Below are 15,519 nucleotides of genomic sequence, written 5' to 3'. Positions count from 1 at the left end.
TGGTGCGCCAGGCATGGCGCGTTGCGCGATAGCGCAACCAGCTTGGCTGTGGTGGCCTCGCTGGTGACTTGGGGGTGAAAGTCCTCTACACACCCGGCAAGGGGAAGTGTTAGCCAGAGGCAAGGGTGTCGTGGGCGACTACGAATCTGAAGGAAGCCCGAGGCAAAATGCTGGCCTGACGAACAGGAAGCGGATCAGGCGGCGCAGCGGGGCAAGACGGCCATAATCGTCAAAGCCCAATACTTGCACGGAACGCTGCGACGTAAATCCGACAGGCATAAGCAGGAAGGTCACGCGAATTACCCTGGGAGATCTGTACGCTTGCCTTGGTGCTACCGAGCGTCGAGAGGCGACGGGATGAGCGTGCAGAAGTCAGCCGAGGCCGTAGTAAGTGGCGGTTAACCGCGTCACCAAGGGCCGAACAGGTTATGCCGCCAGTAGGCGTCACTGTCTCGTTGGTAGCCGCAATGCAGAAATTTCCTAAAACGGAATCTGTCACTCCGAATCCCGGCCAGAAGCCGAGGATGATGCCTGACAGCGCAAAGGTATCGACGGCGTCATCGGCGTGGACGAACGCAGAGCCGGACACGCTGATGGAGCGGGTGCTCGCACCGGCCAACCTCAGACGTGCGTATAAGCGCGTAGTCAGCAATAAGGGAGCGCCGGGTGCCGATGGCATGACGGTCGCCGACCTTGCAGGCTATGTGAATCAGTATTGGCCAATCCTCAAAGGCAGATTGCTGGCCGGTGAATACCATCCCCAAGCCGTACGTGCGGTTGAAATTCTCAAGCCGCAGGGCGGCACGCGGCAACTGGGAATTCCCAGCGTCGTGGATCGCCTGATCCAGCAGGCATTGCTGCAACAACTCACGCCATTCTTCGATCCTTTGTTCTCGGATTTTAGCTACGGCTTCCGTCCGGGCAGGAGCGCGCATCAAGCTGTCGAGATGGCCCGTGCCCATGTGGCATCGGGGCACCGGTGGTGCGTGGAAGTCGATCTGGAGAAGTTTTTTGATCGGGTCAACCACGACATCCTCATGGCCTGTATCGAGCGCCGGGTCAAAGATAAGTGCGTACTTAGGCTTATCCGTCGCTACCTTGAAGCGGGAGTCATGTCAGGCGGTGTCGTCAGTCCACGGCAGGAAGGGACGCCGCAAGGCGGCCCGCTCTCGCCGCTGCTGTCGAATATCCTGCTCGATGAATTTGACCGCGAACTGGAGCGGCGGGGCCATCGCTTCGTGCGCTATGCCGATGACGCGAACATTTATGTGCGCAGTCCTCGGGCTGGCGAACGGGTACTGGCTAGTGTCGAGCGCTTCCTGAGTCAACGTTTGAAACTGACGGTGAATCAGAAGAAGAGTCGAGTCGCGAGAGCCTGGAAGTGTGATTACTTGGGTTATGGGATGAGCTGGCATCAGCAGCCAAGGTTGCGGGTGGCAACGGTGAGCCTGAGTCGCCTGCGCGACCGGCTCGCAGAGCTGCTATGCGGCGCGCGGGGCCGCAAGATGGCAAACACCATCGAGCGGATAAACCCCGTACTACGAGGTTGGGCGGGTTACTTCAAGCTCAGCCAGAGCAAGCGGCCACTTGAGGAGCTGGATGGCTGGATCAGGCACAAACTCCGCTGTGCCATTTGGCGCCAATGGAAACAGCCCTCTACGAGGGCGCGCAACCTGATGCGTCTGGGCTTAAGCGAGGAGCGTGCCTGTAAATCGGCCTATAACGGCCGAGGCCCATGGTGGAACTCGGGGGCGCCACATATGAATCAGGCGCTGCCGAAGAAACTATGGGATCGACTCGGACTGGTCTCGATACTGGATACGATCAACCGGCTTAGCCGCATAGCTTGAACCGCCGTGTACGGAACCGTACGCACGGTGGTGTGAGAGGACGGCGGGTGTGAACCCGCCTCCTACTCAATCCTGCGCGAATGTGGACCAAGCCCAAGATATTGAACAAAAAGAATTTTTCATATTGAACAAAAAGAATTTTTCGGACGACTGGCAAGTTCTTGAACCGCCTTGTAAAGAAATCTGTACGAATGTAGCCGTTTTCAGTCCGCATTTCAGATCATGCCCGATCGTGTAAACAAACCTTGCCGGCGCCCCTGTGCCAAAGCCGTCGCCATGGCGCCAGCCACCCTTGCCCAAACCCCCGTCCCCACGGTGTTATAGCCGCCATTGCCTTGTGCAGGAGCCCGTCCAAAGAGCCGGGCTGACAAAACAACAAATGGAGGCGCCATGTACGCCGATCACTTCGCCTATGAAGGCCTGTACCACAGGAACGCTGCGTTTTTTCCCGAGGAAACGATGCAACGCGTTGACGCCTGCGCGTTTGCAGGGGTATACAGTGCGCCGCGTTTTACCTGTGACCCTCTTGCGTACCGCGCACTCTTGATCACGCCTGGTTGACCTGCTCCGGCGGCACCTGAGGTCAAGAAACCCAAGGTAACCACCTTGCCCATTCCGCTGCGCCACGAGCGCGGTGGGTCCGATTCCGTCACAGATAAAAACAATGCAGGTGACTTCGTTCATGAGTGGACAAAACATGCATTCAGGCGAGCTAAAGCGGGGCCTGAAGAACCGCCATATCCAGTTGATCGCCCTCGGCGGTGCGATTGGTACCGGCCTGTTCCTCGGCTCGGCTGGCGTGATGAAATCCGCCGGCCCGTCGATGATTCTTGGCTACGCCATCTGCGGCTTCATCGCCTTCATGATCATGCGCCAGCTGGGTGAAATGATCGTCGAAGAGCCGGTGGCCGGCTCGTTCAGCCATTTCGCCCACACCTACTGGGGTGGGTTCGCCGGCTTCCTGTCAGGCTGGAACTGCTGGGTGCTGTATATCCTGGTGGGCATGTCGGAGCTTTCGGCGGTCGGCAAGTATGTTCACTACTGGTGGCCGGAGATCCCCACCTGGGTCACGGCGGCAGCCTTCTTCGTGCTGATCAACGCCATCAACCTGATGAACGTGAAGTTCTTCGGTGAAGCCGAATTCTGGTTCGCCATCATCAAAGTGGTCGCCATCGTCAGCATGATCGGCCTGGGTGCCTACCTGCTGACCAGCGGCAGCGGCGGCCCTGAAGCCACCGTGGCCAACCTGTGGACACACGGCGGCTTCTTCCCCAACGGCGTCAGCGGGCTGGTAATGGCCTTGGCTTTCATCATGTTTTCCTTTGGTGGCCTGGAAATGCTCGGCTTCACCGCCGCCGAGGCCGACAAGCCAAAGACCGTGATCCCCAAAGCGATCAACCAGGTCATCTACCGCATCCTGATCTTCTATGTCGGTGCCCTGGTGGTGCTGCTGTCGCTGACCCCGTGGGACAACCTGGTCGCCAGCATCGACGCCTCGGGTGGCAGCTACGGCAGCAGCCCGTTCGTGCAAGTGTTCTCGCTGCTGGGCAGTGACGTGGCTGCCAACCTGCTGAACTTCGTGGTGCTGACTGCGGCGCTGTCGGTGTACAACAGTGGCACCTACTGCAACGCCCGCATGCTGTTGGGTATGGCCGAGCAGGGCGATGCCCCGGCGTCGCTGGCCAAGGTCGACAAGCGGGGCGTGCCAGTGCGTTCGATCCTGGTGTCGGCTGCCGTGACCTTCGTCGCCGTGCTGCTGAACTACCTGATGCCGCAAAACGCGCTGGAGCTGCTGATGTCGCTGGTCGTGGCCACTCTGGTGATCAACTGGGCGATGATCAGCTACTCGCACCTGAAGTTCCGTCAGCACCTCGACCGTACCGGCCAGAAGCCGCTGTTCAAGGCGCTGTGGTACCCGTACGGCAACTATGTGGTGCTGGCTTTCGTGGTGCTGATTCTGGGCATCATGCTGATGATCCCGGGCATCCAGGTGTCGGTGTATGCGATCCCGGTGTGGCTGCTTGCGATGTTGGCGGTGTACATGGTCAAGTCGCGTCGCCAGGTGAATGCGGGCGGTGCTGTTGAGACTGTGGCCAAGTAAGGCGCCATAAGCAGTATGCGAAAACCCGGAGTCAGGTGGCTGGCTTCGGGTTTTTTGTTGCCTGTGCGGGCCTCTTCGCGGGTAAACCCGCTCCTACAGGTACAGCGTTGCCCTCAGGTCAGGTGATCCCGCCAACAATCAGATCTGCTCCAGCAACCACCCCCTGAATGCCCGCAGCGACGGCAGCGCCTCATTCCTCGGCGGGTAGATCAGGTAATAACTACGCTGGCTGGCAAACGCCACACCCGGGCTGTACAGCTCGCCCTTGGCCAGTTCCTCCTCCACCAATATGCGCGGCACCAGCCCGATCCCGATCCCGGCACGTACCGCCTGGATCAGGTGCGAGGTCAGCTCGAAACTCGGCCCCAGCCGCATCGCCCGATGCGGCAAGCCATGATGGGAAAACCACTCGCCCCACGCATGCGGGTTGTTGGCCACATTCAGCAGCACCTCTTCACTGATCCGCGCCGGGCTCCAGCCTTGGCTGCCGACGCCGGCCTCCGGCGGCAAGATCACCACCAGCTCCTCGGCATGCAGGCGATGGCAGACAAGCCCCGGCAAGTCGTGGCTGGCCACGCCGATGGCGGCATCGATTTCGCTGGTGTCGAAGTTGATGGTTTCAATGCGTGAATGAATGTGCACCAGCATGCCTGGGTGAGCGCTGTAGAACGCATGCAGCCTCGGCAACAGCCATTTCGAGCCGAAGGTTGGCAGGGTAGCCAGGCGCAAGGTGCCTACCCCCGACTGATAGGCCAGTGCCTGCAAGGTGGCGCTGCGGATGCGCCCCAGTGCCTCGCTGAGCTCGCGCTGGTACAGGCGGCCGACATCGGTCAGCTGCACCTGGCGCCCCTCGCGGCGGAACAGGGTCAGGCCCAACTGCTGCTCCAAGGCTTGCACCTGGCGGCTGACCGCGCTTTGGGTCAGCGACAGTTCGGCGGCGGCGCGGGTGTAGCTTTCATGCCGGGCGGCGGCCTCGAAAGCCAGCAGCAGTGACATGGATGGGGTCAGGTGGCGGTAATTCATTCATAAAAGTCATTGATAGCGGCAGGATTATCCGTTTGCCCCTGACGCGAAACTACAGGAACATTGGCCTATACGTCATCCCTGCATGCCTCAACCCATGCCGGGGCGACAAGGATCCCGTGATTTAGCCAATATCAAGAGGCCATCCTTCGATGATCGCCCAGCTGTCCACCGTTGCACCGAGCGCCAATTACCCCGAATTCCTCGAAGCCCTGCGCAACAGCGGCTTCCGTGGCCAGATCAGTGCCGACTACGCAACCCGCACGGTACTGGCCACCGACAACTCGATCTACCAGCGCTTGCCGCAGGCGGCGGTGTTCCCGCTGGATGCCGACGATGTGGCGCGGGTCGCCACGCTAATGGGTGAACCGCGCTTCCAGCAGGTCAAGCTGACCCCCCGCGGTGGTGGCACCGGCACCAACGGCCAGTCGCTGACCGACGGTATCGTCGTCGACCTGTCGCGGCACATGAACAACATTCTTGAAATCAACGTGCAAGAGCGCTGGGTGCGGGTACAGGCCGGCACGGTCAAGGACCAGCTCAATGCTGCGCTCAAGCCGCACGGGCTGTTCTTCGCCCCTGAGCTGTCCACCTCCAACCGCGCCACGGTCGGCGGCATGATCAACACGGATGCCAGTGGCCAGGGCAGTTGCACCTACGGCAAAACCCGCGACCACGTGCTGGAGCTGCACAGTGTGCTGCTCGGTGGCGAACGCCTGCACAGCCTGCCGATCGACGATGCTGCGCTGGAGCAGGCCTGCGCCGCGCCGGGCCGGGTCGGCGAGGTGTACCGCATGGCCCGGGAAATTCAGGAAACCCAGGCCGAACTGATTGAAACCACCTTTCCCAAGCTCAACCGTTGCCTGACCGGCTACGACCTGGCGCACCTGCGCGACGAGCAGGGTCGCTTCAACCTCAACAGCGTGCTGTGCGGCGCCGAGGGCTCGCTGGGCTATGTGGTCGAAGCCAAGCTCAACGTGCTGCCGATTCCCAAATATGCGGTGCTGGTCAATGTGCGTTACACCAGCTTCATGGATGCGCTGCGTGATGCCAACGCGCTGATGGCGCACAAGCCGCTGTCGATCGAGACGGTCGACTCCAAGGTGCTGATGCTGGCGATGAAAGACATCGTCTGGCACAGCGTGGCCGAGTATTTCCCGGCGGACCCCGAGCGCCCCACGCTGGGCATCAACCTGGTGGAGTTCTGCGGCGACGAGCCGGCCGAGGTCAACGCCAAGGTGCAGGCATTCATCCAGCACCTGCAAAGCGACACCAGCGTCGAGCGCCTGGGCCACACCTTGGCCGAAGGTGCCGAGGCAGTCACCCGCGTCTATACCATGCGCAAGCGTTCGGTGGGCCTGCTGGGCAACGTCGAAGGCGAAGTGCGCCCGCAGCCGTTCGTGGAGGACACCGCGGTACCGCCAGAGCAGTTGGCCGACTACATAGCCGACTTCCGCGCACTGCTCGACGGCTACGGCCTGGCCTACGGCATGTTTGGCCACGTCGATGCCGGCGTGCTGCATGTGCGCCCGGCACTGGACATGAAGGACCCGGCGCAGGCCGCGCTGGTCAAGCCGATTTCCGACGCTGTTGCCGCGCTGACCAAGCGTTATGGCGGCCTGCTGTGGGGTGAGCACGGCAAGGGCCTGCGCTCGGAATACGTGCCTGAGTACTTCGGCGAGCTGTACCCGGCGTTGCAGCGCCTGAAGGGCGCCTTTGACCCGCACAACCAGCTCAACCCGGGCAAGATCTGCACGCCACTGGGCAGCGCCGAGGGCCTTACCCCGGTCGATGGCGTGACCCTGCGCGGCGACCTTGACCGTACCATTGACGAGCGCGTATGGCAGGACTTCCCCAGCGCCGTGCACTGCAACGGCAATGGCGCCTGTTACAACTATGACCCCAACGACGCCATGTGCCCGTCGTGGAAGGCTACCCGCGAACGCCAGCATTCGCCCAAGGGCCGCGCCTCGCTGATGCGCGAGTGGCTGCGCCTGCAGGGCGAGGCGAACATCGATGTGCTGGCTGCGGCGCGCAACAAGGTGTCGTGGCTCAAGGGCCTGCCGGCGCGTCTGCGCAACAACCGCGCGCGCCACCAGGGCCAGGAGGACTTCTCCCATGAAGTGTACGACGCCATGGCCGGCTGCCTGGCGTGCAAGTCGTGCGCCGGGCAGTGCCCGATCAAGGTCAATGTGCCGGACTTCCGCTCGCGCTTCCTCGAGCTGTACCACGGTCGCTACCAGCGCCCGCTGCGTGACTACCTGATTGGCTCGCTCGAGTTCACCATCCCCTACCTGGCGCACGCACCGGGGCTGTACAACGCGGTGATGGGTTCGAAGTGGGTGAGCCAACTGCTGGCCGACAAGGTGGGCATGGTCGACAGCCCGCTGATCAGCCGCTTCAACTTCCAGGCTACCCTGACCCGTTGCCGCGTTGGCATGGCCACGGTGCCGGCCCTGCGCGAGCTGACCCCGGCCCAGCGCGAGCGCAGCATCGTGCTGGTGCAGGACGCCTTCACCCGCTACTTCGAAACACCGCTGCTGTCGGCCTTCATCGACCTTGCCCACCGCCTGGGCCACCGGGTATTCCTGGCGCCGTACAGCGCCAACGGCAAGCCGTTGCACGTACAGGGTTTCCTTGGCGCGTTTGCCAAGGCAGCGATCCGCAACGCCACGCAGCTCAAGGCCCTGGCCGATTGCGGTGTGCCGCTGGTGGGGCTGGACCCGGCGATGACGCTGGTGTATCGCCAGGAGTACCAGAAGGTGCCAGGCCTGGAGGGTTGTCCGCAGGTGTTGCTGCCGCAGGAATGGTTGATGGATGTACTGCCCGAGCAGGCGCCTACCGCACCGGGCAGCTTCCGCCTGATGGCGCACTGCACCGAGAAGACCAACGTGCCGGCCAGCACCCGGCAGTGGGAGCAGGTGTTCGCCCGTCTGGGGCTGAAGCTGGTGACCGAGGCCACGGGTTGCTGCGGTATGTCCGGTACCTATGGGCACGAAGCCCGCAACCAGGAAACCTCGCGGGCCATATTCGAGCAGAGCTGGGCGACCAAGCTGGACAAGGAAGGGGAGCCGCTGGCGACCGGTTACTCGTGCCGTAGCCAGGTCAAGCGCATGACCGAGCGGAAGATGCGCCACCCGCTTGAGGTGGTGTTGCAGTACGCTCAGCGCTAAGTTTGAGGCCTTTTGGGGCTGCTTTGCAGCCCTTCGCGGGTGAACCCGCTCCTACGGGGGGATCGTGCACGCCAGGCTGGCGCGTCAACCCTGCAGGGGCGGGGTGGGCCGCGAAGAGGCCGGCACCGGCTTTCAGGCTGCTGTTGTACGGTCCCTGTCCCGACGCCCCTGGCGGTACAAATAGAGGCTCAATACCAACCCACACGCTGCCGCAGCCGCCGCGAACAGAAACATCGAAGCGAAGCCGAACCCCGCCGCCACCGCACCGACCAATGGCCCGGTCACCCCCAGTGACAAGTCGATGAACAGCGAATACGCTCCCACCGCTGCCCCACGGTTAGCTGCCGACACCTGGTTCACCGCCTCCACGCCCAATGCCGGAAACACCAGCGAGAAACCAAACCCGCTCAATGCAGCCCCCGCCAAGGCCAGTTCGGCGTTGGGTGCCAGCCACAGCATCAACAGCCCGAGCGTTTCCACCGACAGGCAGGCGATCGCCACCCTGAAGCCACCGATGCGATTGATCAGGTTGCCAAAGAGCAGCCGTGCGCTGATGAAACTGGCGCCGAACAGGCTCAGGGTCAGCGCCGCATTGGCCCAGCCACGGCTTGCGTAGTAAAGGGTGATGAAGGTGGCGATGGTGCCAAAGCCGATCGAGCCCAGGGCAAGCCCCGAGCCATGGGGGAATACCTTGCCCAGCACCCGCAGGAACGGCAGGCGTACACCGCTGACGATGGGGGCGGCTTGCTTGGGCCACGCCAGTAGCAAACCGAGTATGCACAGCAGGATGATGCTCACACCCATGCTCCACAGCCCGAGGCCTTTGACCATCAGCACGCCCAGTGGGGCGCCGATGGCCAGCGCACCATAGCTGGCGATGCCGTTCCAGGAGATGACCTTGGCCGTGTTTGCGGCACCCACCCGGCCAATGCCCCAGCCGATCGCACCCGAGCCTACCAGGCTTTCGGCGCTGCCCAGCACCAGGCGACCGACCAGCAGGCAAGCCAGGCTCAACCAAGGTAGGTGAGTGAGGAAGGCACAGGCCAGCATGAATACCCCGCTGAGCCCGCAGCCAGCCAGTCCGTACATGACCGCCTTCTTGCTGCCGTGGTTGTCGATGATGAGGCTGGAGCCAGGGCGGCTGAGCAGCGTCGCGAGGTACTGCACGCTGATCACCAGGCCGGCGACCACGGCACTGAAACCCAGGTCGTTGTGCACATAGCCGGGCAGCACGGCCAGGGGGATGCCGATGTTCAGGTAGCCGATGAAGGTGAACAGGACGATGGAGACGACTTGCCCAGTGACGGCATGGGACGTGGGGCTGCGTGCTGGCATTGGGGATCCGTTGCTGCGGTAAGGATGGCAGTGTGTGCCGCCATCTTAACCACAGCAAGGGTGTTTGCGGGCGAAGCTGTCAGGCTGTAGTCAGTTGGTGTAATCGAGCATCCAGGTCACACTGAACTCGGCTTGCGGGTAATCCAGCCGCAAGCGCGGCAGGACGAAGCCGCCACAGGAGCGACAGGCGTCGAGCATTGTGAAGACATCGATACGCTCGACCTCGGTGTGGCGGTGAAGCAGTCTGCGGTTCAGCGCGCTGGCGATGTGTCGTTCGGCATCCAGATGTCGCTTATGGACGCGCGTCCACAGGAAATCTGCGCGCCGCAGGGTTGGCAGCTCGGTAAACCGCGGGTCTGGCGGGAAAAACTGGTTAACCTGACGTGCATCGACGTAGTCCACTGCCGGTGTGAGGCGGGGCGTCGGGATGATATGCAATGCGCGTCTGCCAGGGCTGCCTGACAGGGCGAAGAACACCACGCGGCTATGGTCCTTCAGCGTGACGCTGGCAAAGGCCAGGTTGACTGGGTAGAGGTGCTGACGCAAGGCGGCCATCGCGTTGTCGTCGAGCGACTGCGCCCCTGCTGCCGGTGTGTAGGGGGTAGTGGCGCCGCGCGCAGGTAGCAGATCGTCCAATACGCCAAGGATGTGTTGGCGGTCTGCGGCGCTGGTGCCGTGGAATTGCCTCCAGATCGGGATTATCTCCCGGTTCAATGCTGTGATGCCGCGACTGGCGGGGCCCGCCAAAGCGTCCTGGGCTGTGCTCTGCGTGAGGATGTTGCGCGCGTATTCCGGGAGCAGGCGCGACTCCATGGCTTCGATGAACTGCAGGAATCGCGAGGGGTGGCGGAGCTGCCATGTTCGCCCTTGTTCGATCCAGTCGCGCAGCAATCTGACCACGTTATCGACATCGCGCTGCAGGTTGGGGCGCTCGGCGACGATGCGGTAGGTTTCGCTGATTTCCAGGTACCGCTCGATGGCCTCGTGGTCGGTGATTCTCTCGAACTTGCGACGCAGCCCTCTGGGCGGATGTGGCAGCGAAGCTGGCAGTGCCGGGGCATCCAGCAGCCTTGTCTGCCACGCCCAGGGCTGATGGGGGGCGCCATAAAAAATCCCCAGATCGGCCTCGACGATCAACCACTGCTCACCGCGCCAGTCGATCAATGCGCCGCGCAGGGTACGGCGGTCGGGGATGGTCCGCGCCAGCCCGCCCAGGCGCACGGGAGGGCAGTGGTCGGTAATTTGCCTGACTTGCTCGATCGGCATGTCCGCAGGCAAGCCAAAGCGTAGTTCAGGCGATGGATCGACCACGATGCGCCTGTGGTACACGGGAGGCGAGATGACGCCAAGGCGTAACTGGGTTTCTTCGACGGGCAAGGGCTTCAATCGCTTGGGGTGATTAGGGGCGTGTACGACGACCTTGCCCTCGCGCACCATGACCTGCGCCCAGATGTCGAAGCGTGTGTGCTGGGGGCGGTAACGAATCGGTACCGGCTCGATCCGCACGGTTTGGAAGGCGTGACTGACGTGTTGTCCGAATACGGGTGTGCCGGCGTCATTGGGCAAGGGCGAGAAGCTCAGGGCCATTCGCGCTTCGCCGCCGGTGTAAGGCGGCGGCACCTCGGTGGGTGGCTGGCCGAGTAGCGGCTCATGGGCAACCCGACGTACGAGCCCCGAGGTGTTCGGTGTTTGAAGGCGATAGGCGGCGCCATGAATGATTGCATCGACCGTGGCATTGTCGCGGGGGATCAGTGTGGCTGTTTCGGGTAGCTCGCGTGGCACCGGACCATGGCTGCCAGGTATCTGGTCAAGTAGCAGGGCATCGGGCGTCTGGCCCGGCAGTACCCTTCGCTGCGTCATGAGTTCCCGGGATTCGGGGGCGACCGTCGTCAGTTCGGGCGCGCTGCGCCAGCGCTTGGGCGGGGTAAGGCGCTCGCTGAAGTCGGGCGTGACGGGGATGCTGCTCCAGCGTCGGGCGGCGCGCGCGGCGTTCAGGCGTGCGGTGTTGGCGCTTTGGCCCAGCACGCCGGGAAGCTTGGCCAATGGTTTGAAGGCCCGTCCACCAAGCGTGACTGCCGCGCCTTTCAGCGCGGCGATGTCCAGGACACAAGCCAGTGCATCGCTGCCATCCTCTGGGTTCAGGCAACTCAAGCCCGGTATCAGGTTGGAAAACAACCGTTGCAAGTAGCGCCCAGTGCTCACGGACTGGCGCCTGGCCAGGAATTGTTCATGCGGGGTAGCGCCTTTGCCCAGTGCATGCAAAGCATCCCGATTGCCCAGGGCGATATCGCTGGCGTAATGCCTGGCCAGTGAATCGAGGCGATCTTGCGTGGGGGCCATGAGCACTTGTCGCAAGGCGGGAAAGTCGGCAGCGATCCACGGCAGTCGTGATTGGTTGTATTCGCTGTAGAGCAGCGTCAATTGCTCGGCCAGGCGCGTCGGCGCTGTGTGGGTAACGAAGTGGGCTTGCCAGTGCAGCCGTTCGGGGAACAGCTCGTAAAGCCAATCGCCCTCTGTGTCCGGGGCATGTACGACGAAACCCTGGGTGGCCGTCTGCATGTGCCAGTCCGCTCTGGGGCTGGAGCCGTACTCAGGTCGGTTATCGGGGCCCACGTAGATCGGCCAGGTAACGGCATAGGCGGTCCAGGGGCCATCACGCAGGCGGTCCTTGATATCTTCCGGCAGGTGGCTCAAGCAGCGGTGCAGGATAGCTTGATAGACGTTGATGGCACGCTGTTCCCAAGCGCCGAAGGCCACTTCATACCAGGCGGTCACGTCCGGCAAGCGGGGATTGCCTCGGTAGCCTGCGCCATGGTCAAGGTACATCAGCAGGTGCACCTGGCCATCCGCATTGCGCGACTCTGGCGCTATCCGGCTCTGGAGCAACTGACGACGGGCCTCCTCGAAGCGGTCCGGGAGATCGTTGAGGCTTTCAACGTCCCTGACCGCCAGGTAGCGATGCAACGCCAATTGCCATTGCTGGTGCGACCAGGGCGGGGGGAGTTCGAATGATCCGCGCAAGGGGGCCCACACCGCCAGCGTCTGGCGCAGTGCTTCTTCGGGAACAGGGTCATCCTCGTGCAGGGCCTGGCGCATGACCTGTTCTGCGTTGTCGAAGGTCATCGGTTGCTGGCGGGCGCTGAGTATCAGGGCTCCCTGGCGGATGCTGGCCCAGCGCAGGTCGGGCTCGAAGCTGAAATCGGCCGGGTAGCCACTGAGCAGTAGTTCGGGCGCGAAGCGGCGCATCAGCAGTTCACCGGCCAGTTGCGCAATCGCCGGGGTGCAGGCGAGACGGATTTGCACGCTGTTGATCAGGTCAAGGCAGATTTCCTCCACAGGGAGCGTGGCATTGTCCGGGCTGAACAGATCGAATGCCATGATCAGCCCCGGCTGGCGGTCATCGGGTGGGTACAACACGTCGATCAAGGTTTGTTCAGCCAAGGCCAAGTGATCGGAGCTGGCGTCCCATTCTGCCGAGGCGGCCAGTTCGCCGGCCCATCGGGTGAACAGGGACGAATGCAGCAAGGCGTCGAGCGCTTGAGCGGCTGGCACATTCAATGCCGGGCCTGGGAGAAACGCCTTTCCATGCTGATCAGGTGTTACACCCGACGCTCGTTCGCGGGCAGTGGGCGGGCGGTAACGCCTGCCTTGTGCATAGACTGTCGCTCCGAGGGCGTTGAACAGGTGGACGGCAAGGTGAACACCGGCTGGAGGCTTCAGCAGGTGGCTGGCCAGTGTGGGGAGGTCCAGGTAGTTGTCCAGCACCAGTGGACGGGATGGCGATCGTGGGCGCTGGGGGGTAGTTGGCAAACTGGGGTACAGCAGCAAGGCGGCCGCTACGAAGCAGTCACGCTGGGTCAGGCACACCCGGCGAGCCCAGAGTGCCTGGGCAAGGCTGCAACTGGCGTAGGGCCATGGATACGGCAGGCCTTCGTTCAACCCGGCGATCAGTGAGGCATCGGTTGCGGTGATCACGATATGGGCCAGTTTTGCCTGCAAGGTCGCCACCAGGTTCGCCTCCACTTGGCTGCCGACGGGGCGTCGCAGGATACGGTTGAAGTGCTCATGCGCCGGTTCACGGGCGAAAGCTTCGGTCAGCTGCTGGCGCAGGTCATGATCGCTCAGGTCGACGGGGAAAAGGTCTGTGAAGCCCAGTGCCTGGTTGAAATGTTCGTGCAGCGATGTGGCCAGGTCCATTGGACCGGACAGGTCGCTGTGCAGGCGCACGCTTTCGGCGTCCAGGGTGTCTATCCGGGCGAGTAGGTCGGCGGCGTCAGTGATGGATGACATGGCTCTGCCTCTTTGCGGTAGGAGGCACGAGTCTGTGTAGGGCAGGGGCGGGGCAGGTGGTAGTGGGTTGTTACAACGTTGATTGTAGACGGTGTGAAAACGTGATGACGGGGGTAGCCCGCAGGTCAGCCGTTTTCACACAGTCGGGGATGCGCAGTTATTCCTGGTCAGCGCTGGATTGATCGTCACCATCCTGCTCGGCGGCAGCTGCCGGTTCGGCGTGAACGGTCACGGATGGCTCTTCTGGGTTCAGGCTTGGGAAGGGAAGATTCGGGATTTCATGCATCTCGTCGTTCCTCGCAAGTGTGAGTGAAAAGTCTGCGCCAGGCGCGTTCGTAGCTTCAAAAAGCTCGGGCAGGATACACAAGTCTGGATGACAGTTTGGTTTTTTTCCCGGTCGTTTGTCGGTTTTGCGGGCGAACAGCGCACATATGCCCCATGAAAAAAGGGGCCTCTGGCCCCTACTTTCTGGTGATTACTTCCGGCCTTCAGCCGTTTCCGCCACCTTGTCAGTGCGTGCGCACATGATGAAGTCGTTGCGGTGCAGGCCTTTGATCGAGTGGCTCCACCAGGTCACGGTGACCTTGCCCCATTCAGTCAGCAGCCCTGGGTGGTGGCCTTCGGCTTCGGCAATTTCGCCCACGGCATTGGTGAACGCCAGGGCGTGCTTGAAGTTCTTGAACAGGAACACGCGCTCCAGCTCCATGTGGCCGTCACGTACTTCGATGTTCCAGTCCGGGATTTCGCGGATCAGCTCGGCCAGCTCTTCGTCGGTGACTTTCGGTGCGTCGGCGCGGCAGGCTTCGCAATGGGCTTGGTTCAAGGCATTCATGAGGTGTTTTCCGGTTCGAGTTGTTATCGGCAAGGTCGCTCAGGCAGCGACCTTGGGTGGAAACTTCGGTGCGTGCAGACCCAGCTGCATGGCTTTGTGGACCATGCCCATGATGTCCTCGTGGGCCAGGTCGAACAGGCGCTTCATGTTCGGCAGTACGAAATACACCGGTTGCAGAATGTCGATGCGGTAGGGCGTACGCATGGCCTCGATCGGGTCGAAGGCTTGGTGCTCAGGCTCGTCAGACAGACTGTAGACGGTCTCTTTCGGCGACGAGAGGATGCCGCCACCATAGATTTTGCGGCCTTGCGCGGTTTCCATCAGGCCAAACTCGATGGTCATCCAGTACAAGCGCGCCAGGTACACACGTTGTTCCTTGGTCGCGGCGAGGCCGAGCTTGCCGTAGGTGTGGGTGAACTCGGCGAACCAGGGATTGGTCAGCAGCGGGCAGTGGCCGAAGATCTCGTGGAAAATATCCGGCTCTTGCAGGTAGTCCAGCTCTTCCGGGGTGCGGATGAAAGTGGCGACCGGAAAGCGCTTGCTGGCCAGCAATTCGAAGAAGGTCTGGAAGGGGATCAGCGCCGGTACCCGGGCAACCTGCCAGCCGGTAGTCGCACCCAGCACCTTGTTGATCTCGCCCAATTGCGGAATGCGGTCATGCGGCAATTTCAGCTGGTCGATGCCGTCCAGGTATTCCTGGCACGCACGGCCTTCGATCACTTTTAGCTGGCGGGTGATCAGGGTGTTCCACACCGCATGCTCTTGCTGCGGGTAATCGATAAAACCATGCGCATCGGGCTCGCGTGCCACGTATTGCGTCTGTTTCATGAGGCTCTCCTGGTGAGGGCTTTTCTTGTTATGTGCAGGACATGCCTAAAGGAATATCCCTTCGCCAGCGGTTTTGCACGGGGGTGG

Annotated in this window: 9 protein-coding genes; 3 read left to right on the top strand and 6 right to left on the bottom strand. The window is 62.3% G+C overall.

All coding sequences use genetic code 11. The annotated features are described in order from the left end of the window. Positions 1–428: 428 nt before the first annotated feature. Together ltrA and ACTJJN_RS16740 are read left to right on the top strand one after the other, a co-directional pair. Complete coding sequence (gene ltrA, locus ACTJJN_RS16745) at positions 429–1,850, top strand: group II intron reverse transcriptase/maturase (RefSeq protein WP_221101214.1); 1,422 nt, start codon at positions 429–431, stop codon at positions 1,848–1,850. 682 nt (positions 1,851–2,532) lie between these two features. Further along, positions 2,533–3,951, top strand: a complete 1,419-nt coding sequence (locus ACTJJN_RS16740) for an amino acid permease (protein ID WP_178085909.1) — start codon at positions 2,533–2,535, stop codon at positions 3,949–3,951. Between the two features lie 138 nt (positions 3,952–4,089). On the opposite strand, the gene ACTJJN_RS16735 is transcribed toward ACTJJN_RS16740, so the two are convergent. Beyond that, positions 4,090–4,974 carry a LysR substrate-binding domain-containing protein gene (locus ACTJJN_RS16735; protein ID WP_003254537.1) on the bottom strand — a complete coding sequence of 295 codons (885 nt, stop codon included), beginning with the start codon at positions 4,972–4,974 and terminating at the stop codon, positions 4,090–4,092. A gap of 152 nt (positions 4,975–5,126) precedes the next feature. On the opposite strand from ACTJJN_RS16735, the gene ydiJ reads away from it, so the two are divergent. Next, a complete protein-coding gene (gene ydiJ / locus ACTJJN_RS16730; RefSeq protein ID WP_012051572.1) occupies positions 5,127–8,147 on the top strand; it encodes a D-2-hydroxyglutarate dehydrogenase YdiJ in 3,021 nt (1,006 codons plus the stop codon). Positions 8,148–8,279: 132 nt separating this feature from the next. Here ydiJ and ACTJJN_RS16725 read toward each other — a convergent pair whose 3' ends face one another. From ACTJJN_RS16725 to phhA, 5 genes are all read right to left on the bottom strand, one after another. Beyond that, positions 8,280–9,482 (bottom strand): MFS transporter, encoded by a 1,203-nt coding sequence (locus tag ACTJJN_RS16725; protein WP_440781429.1) that lies wholly within the window; start codon positions 9,480–9,482, stop codon positions 8,280–8,282. A gap of 90 nt (positions 9,483–9,572) precedes the next feature. Continuing rightward, a complete protein-coding gene (locus tag ACTJJN_RS16720) occupies positions 9,573–13,772 on the bottom strand; it encodes a deaminase domain-containing protein (RefSeq protein WP_440781428.1) in 4,200 nt (1,399 codons plus the stop codon). A 157-nt stretch (positions 13,773–13,929) separates the two neighbouring features. After that, positions 13,930–14,058, bottom strand: coding sequence for a hypothetical protein (locus ACTJJN_RS16715; protein ID WP_003254533.1), 129 nt, complete (start codon positions 14,056–14,058; stop codon positions 13,930–13,932). 189 nt (positions 14,059–14,247) lie between these two features. After that, positions 14,248–14,604 (bottom strand): 4a-hydroxytetrahydrobiopterin dehydratase, encoded by a 357-nt coding sequence (locus ACTJJN_RS16710; RefSeq protein ID WP_003254532.1) that lies wholly within the window; start codon positions 14,602–14,604, stop codon positions 14,248–14,250. 39 nt (positions 14,605–14,643) lie between these two features. After that, complete coding sequence (phhA, locus tag ACTJJN_RS16705; RefSeq protein WP_003254528.1) at positions 14,644–15,432, bottom strand: phenylalanine 4-monooxygenase; 789 nt, start codon at positions 15,430–15,432, stop codon at positions 14,644–14,646. Between the last annotated feature and the right edge of the window lie 87 nt (positions 15,433–15,519).

The sequence above is a fragment of the Pseudomonas sp. 22515 genome (assembly GCF_052044625.1).
Taxonomy (GTDB): Bacteria; Pseudomonadota; Gammaproteobacteria; order Pseudomonadales; family Pseudomonadaceae; genus Aquipseudomonas; species Aquipseudomonas alloputida.
Note: the sequence above shows the minus strand (reverse complement) of the source record. Positions and strands in the feature narration are given on the sequence as shown.

Coding starts and splice junctions, on each gene's coding strand:
- ACTJJN_RS16740 (WP_178085909.1), top strand. CDS start 2,533: ATGAGTGGACAAAACATGCATTCAGGCGAGCTAAAGCGGGGCCTGAAG.
- ltrA (WP_221101214.1), top strand. CDS start 429: ATGCCGCCAGTAGGCGTCACTGTCTCGTTGGTAGCCGCAATGCAGAAA.
- phhA (WP_003254528.1), bottom strand. CDS start 15,432: ATGAAACAGACGCAATACGTGGCACGCGAGCCCGATGCGCATGGTTTT.
- ydiJ (WP_012051572.1), top strand. CDS start 5,127: ATGATCGCCCAGCTGTCCACCGTTGCACCGAGCGCCAATTACCCCGAA.
- ACTJJN_RS16720 (WP_440781428.1), bottom strand. CDS start 13,772: ATGTCATCCATCACTGACGCCGCCGACCTACTCGCCCGGATAGACACC.
- ACTJJN_RS16710 (WP_003254532.1), bottom strand. CDS start 14,604: ATGAATGCCTTGAACCAAGCCCATTGCGAAGCCTGCCGCGCCGACGCA.
- ACTJJN_RS16735 (WP_003254537.1), bottom strand. CDS start 4,974: ATGAATTACCGCCACCTGACCCCATCCATGTCACTGCTGCTGGCTTTC.
- ACTJJN_RS16725 (WP_440781429.1), bottom strand. CDS start 9,482: ATGCCAGCACGCAGCCCCACGTCCCATGCCGTCACTGGGCAAGTCGTC.
- ACTJJN_RS16715 (WP_003254533.1), bottom strand. CDS start 14,058: ATGCATGAAATCCCGAATCTTCCCTTCCCAAGCCTGAACCCAGAAGAG.